Here is a 4110-nt window from a genome sequence, read left to right as displayed (position 1 = left end):
GCGGCCACACGCACCGGCGGCGTATCCATGCTCATGTCCGGACGGCCCGCTCCCCTGCCCAGCAGTTTCCAGCCCGCGGCAAGAGCCAGCAGGACCAGTATCAGAACCACGGCCTTGCCGCGTCCTGAAAGCAGGCCGGAAACAGGCTTATGTTGAGTAACGGGCATTATACGTCTTCTCCTTGGGCTGCCGGGGAAAAAATAAGGCTGAAAACGGTCACTCCATCCACGTCCGCGGGAAGCGGCGCAAGCTCAAGCCGCCAGCCCAGGCGCTCGCAGGCCCGCTGAGCCAGGGAAAGCCCCAGCCCGCTGCCCGCATCTTCCCGGGCGGAGTGCTGACCGTTTTTACAGGAGCGGCTGACGCCGCGCGAAAAAATATCCACATCGCGGACAATGCGGCCCTTGTTGCCTACCAGCATTCTGCCAGGCTCAAGCAATACAAAAGCGCGACCATTTTCGGTGTACTGGCGGGCATTGTCCAGCAAATTCTTGAATATGACGGTTATCAGCTCCTTTTGTCCGCATACCGGAACTTGGGCGGACAGTCCCACAGCCAGAAGCACCCTGGCCGGAGCAAAGGGGCGCGACCCGGCAGGGGCTGCTGCCGGAGCCGTAGCTGAAGCCGCCCCGGACAGGAAGCCGCCGTCCGCAAGCAGGGCCAGTATGGCGGACAGGCTGTCTGCCTGCGCGGGGAAAACCGCTTGCGGAAATTCCATCGACTGCACAAGGCCTTCGCGCTCCATTTCGTCTATGATATCCCGTAAAATCAAGGAACAGTCCAGCACAGCAGCCTGTATTTCTCCGGGTTTCCGGGCCAGCAAAAGAAGCGTGCGCACGGTGCGGCTCATGCCGGATGTGGTGCGCAAAAGACGCCCCACAACAGGAACAAGCTCTCCGGCCTGCGGGGCCACCCTGACCAGATTTTGCAGGCGTGCCTCAAGCACTTCAAGCCCGCCCTGCATGACCGCCAGCGGCGTGCGCAGTTCGTGGCTTACATCGCCGGTAAAATGGCTTTCGCGCTGCACGAAACGATAGAGCGCCTCCTCACGGGCGGCAAGGGCGCGGGCGAGAACTCCCACCTCATCGTCCATATCCGTCATAGGTACAGGCAAGGGCATGGGTACAGGCAAGGGCGGCATGTGCGGGCGTATGGTCGGGCCAGTACCCGCGAACGGCCCGGAATCCGCCGGACATGGCGGCTGTGCCGCATTTTTCCGGGCGGCGTCAGGCCGGCCGGGCATGGCAGTTGCCACATCTTCATCCACGCCTGTGGCGGAAAAAGACAGGCCGCCCGGCGGGCGGCTTTCCACCGCCAGAGTGAGACGACGCAGCGGCCCGGTGAGACGGCGGCTCAAAATGACAGCCAGCGCAACGGCCACAGCAAGACCAGCCAGGGCACACAACAACAAAATACCGTTAAACCGGCTTTTCAGCGCCTGAAAAGCTCCCGTACCGCCCTTGAGCGCGTATTCCATCCCATCACGCCGCTCGATCAGAACAAATTCTTTGCCGTCATCCATAAAGTGCAGGCCGTCGGGCAGTTCCCGCCAGTGCGGTGAAACCTGTTTGCCCACAAGAAACGTCCAGTGCATGGCTGTTGCCAGGTCTTCGCCGTAATACAGCCGGTCCCGTCCGCTGTCTTCAGCTTCCCAGGCGCGCTTTTCGGCCTCAATAAGGGTTTCCATCACCGGCTTTGCATGCCAGCCCACAAGATAGCTGCCCAGATATTCAAAAGACAGGTGCGCGGCAAGGCCAAGGGCGGCCCCCATGCCGAGAGCCAGAAGCACAAAAGCCATAAGCATACGGCGTGCAAAAACGGGACGGCAGCCCCCCGGACGCGGAACGGCAGCCATCAGTCTTTCTCCGCCCCGGATACGTTCATGCCGGATATTTTCGTGCCGGAAGGGGCATTGCCCGCACCCGGCATGCCGGATTCGGGCGCTTCGCCTGCTTCGGCTGCGTCCGGTCCCAGCCTGTAACCCACATGAGGCACAGTATGCAGTAACGGCTGGCCGAAGGGCTTGTCCAATTCTCGCCGCAATTCATGAATATGCGTGCGCAGGGCGCTGCCTTCCGGCGGCTCGCTGCCCCAGAGCAGGCGCTCAAGATCCTGACGGCGCACAAGCCCCGGCGCAGCGCGCAAAAGCTCCCTGAGAATGCGAAAGCCCGTGGGGCTCAGGCGCAGGCGCTGCCCCCGGCGCTCGGCCCAGTGCTCTTCATCATTGAAAACAAGGTCTGCGCAGGTCCAGAGGCCGCCCGCGCCATTGCCGCCCTGCAGATGACCGCGCCGCAGAAGCGCCCGGATGCGGGCTTCAAGCTCTTTGAGGGCAAAGGGTTTGACCAGATAATCGTCTGCCCCGGCCTCAAGCCCCGCCACCCTGTCGGCCACGGCATCCCGGGCCGTAAGCATGATGACGGGGGTGGACATCCTGTATTCCTGCCGCAGACGGCGGCACAGGCTTATGCCGTCCATGCCGGGCAACATGACGTCCAGCACGATACAGTCAAAACCTTGTCCAAGCGCCATTTCAAGCCCGGCTTTGCCGTTACGGGCGCAGTCCAGCGTGTAGCCCAGCGGTTCAAGGTAGGCATACAGATTGGCGAGGATGTCCTCGTTATCTTCCACAAGCAGCAGAGAACAGGACATAGCCTCAGCGCTCGGGCGTGTCCCGCACGTCAATGATGCCGATAATGGCCAGGCCGTCCACCTCTACCTCATTGGGGCGCTTACGGTTCCAGTCCACATGGCCAAGCAGGCGCACCTTGTCGCGCGGGGTCACGGTAAGGTGGCCAAACACCTCATTCTTTATCTCCACCACCACTCTGCCGCTCTTATCTTCAAACAGATAGCGGTTTTTACGGCGAGGCAGCTTTTCCAGAATATGCCCCTCAAGCACGCAGGGGGCGTCATCTTGCGCGCCCAGCACATCCGCCGCGCGGGTAACGGTGGATGCTACGCCGGGACCTTCAAAGCCCGCAGCATCCACACGGGCGCACGGCGAAAAAAACCAGGAAAAACCAAGGGTCAGAGCCAGCAGCACTGCCAGTACACGCATAACCATTCTCCACTGCCGCGTGGCCGGGCTTGTGCCCGGCCACACTACAATCAGTTCAGGACTTCCAATATCTTGACATCAACCTTGACCGGCTTCAGCATATCCTTATCCACCTTGCCGGAAAGACGCACGGTATTTTCGGGCGTAACCGTGTGGCCGGAAAAGATTTTTTTGTCTATATCCACCGTCATTTCACCGGTGGCATCCCTGAAAACATATTTGTCGTCGCTGCCAGCCTTGCGGCCCGTGATATGCCCGGTAAGCATGACAGGGGTATTATCCTTGCTGTCCAGCGCCTGCTTGACGGTTGTAATCTCAACCCCCACTGTCGGCCCCTTGAAACCGCCGGAAGCCTCCGAACCGGGCCCCTGAAACGCGGCCTGAGCCGGCAGGGCCAGAAGACTCAACAACAGTAATGAAAGCACTACGCGCATGGCAGCCTCCTTATGAACCGGTGTTTGTTTTACAGCCGCTGCCGACAATGGGCCGGAAGCCGCCGGTATAAGCATCATGCCTGAATCTTCATTTAAAATACCCAGGCAACTGCGTGAGAAATGCTCGCCGTAAAGGCACAGGCGCAACCCATTTGCGGGGTCAAGCGCCGTAACGAGCGTGTTTTACCCTTTGCGGACCTACATCCTCAAAGGCAATCTGTCTTAGTTGAGAACGTGCACGGCCTTGACGCCCACCACCGGCTCCTTGCCGTCTTTTGTTCTGAGCTTGCCCACAAGGCGCACCTTCATGTCGGGGGCAAGCGTTATTCCCTTGAGGGTTTTCTGGCCGATGGACACAGCCATGCGACCCGTACCGTCATCCACAATAAAACGGTTTTTTTTGCTGTCCACCTTTTCCACAATCCGGCCCACAATCATGACAGGGCTTTTGTCAGGGGCTTTCAGCGCTTTTGCAACGGTATCCACCTCATGAAGATTTGTCATCCCCTGAGCCTTTTCGTGCCGGGGCTTGCCCTTTTGCGGCGCAGGCGCGGTGACGGCCTGAGCTGCCTCGCCGGACACGGCCTTGTCAGCGGCATGGGCGGGAACAGTCAAAGCCAG

5 protein-coding genes are annotated in these 4110 nt (G+C 60.3%); all 5 read right to left on the bottom strand.

What is annotated here, in order from left to right; genetic code table 11:
* Positions 1-166: 166 nt before the first annotated feature.
* Positions 167-1852, bottom strand: a complete 1686-nt coding sequence (locus QZ377_RS07045) for a HAMP domain-containing sensor histidine kinase (protein ID WP_291440465.1) — start codon at positions 1850-1852, stop codon at positions 167-169.
* On the bottom strand, positions 1852-2646 hold the full coding sequence (locus QZ377_RS07040) for a response regulator transcription factor (protein WP_291440464.1): 795 nt from the start codon (positions 2644-2646) through the stop codon (positions 1852-1854). Before QZ377_RS07040 ends, QZ377_RS07045 begins: the two co-directional genes overlap by 1 nt.
* 4 nt (positions 2647-2650) lie before the next feature.
* Entirely contained in the window at positions 2651-3055 is a 405-nt protein-coding gene (locus tag QZ377_RS07035) for a NirD/YgiW/YdeI family stress tolerance protein (protein ID WP_291440463.1), read from the bottom strand.
* A 50-nt stretch (positions 3056-3105) separates the two neighbouring features.
* Positions 3106-3489, bottom strand: coding sequence for a NirD/YgiW/YdeI family stress tolerance protein (locus QZ377_RS07030; RefSeq protein WP_291440462.1), 384 nt, complete (start codon positions 3487-3489; stop codon positions 3106-3108).
* Between the two features lie 222 nt (positions 3490-3711).
* A partial coding sequence (locus QZ377_RS07025; protein WP_291440461.1) for a NirD/YgiW/YdeI family stress tolerance protein occupies positions 3712-4110 on the bottom strand: 399 nt, incomplete at its 5' end.

It is taken from the genome of Desulfovibrio sp. (genome assembly GCF_019424165.1).
GTDB lineage: Bacteria > Desulfobacterota > Desulfovibrionia > Desulfovibrionales > Desulfovibrionaceae > Desulfovibrio.
This window is presented reverse-complemented; position numbering and strand designations above follow the sequence as displayed.

Coding starts and splice junctions, on each gene's coding strand:
- QZ377_RS07045 (WP_291440465.1), bottom strand. CDS start 1,852: ATGGCTGCCGTTCCGCGTCCGGGGGGCTGCCGTCCCGTTTTTGCACGC.
- QZ377_RS07040 (WP_291440464.1), bottom strand. CDS start 2,646: ATGTCCTGTTCTCTGCTGCTTGTGGAAGATAACGAGGACATCCTCGCC.
- QZ377_RS07035 (WP_291440463.1), bottom strand. CDS start 3,055: ATGCGTGTACTGGCAGTGCTGCTGGCTCTGACCCTTGGTTTTTCCTGG.
- QZ377_RS07030 (WP_291440462.1), bottom strand. CDS start 3,489: ATGCGCGTAGTGCTTTCATTACTGTTGTTGAGTCTTCTGGCCCTGCCG.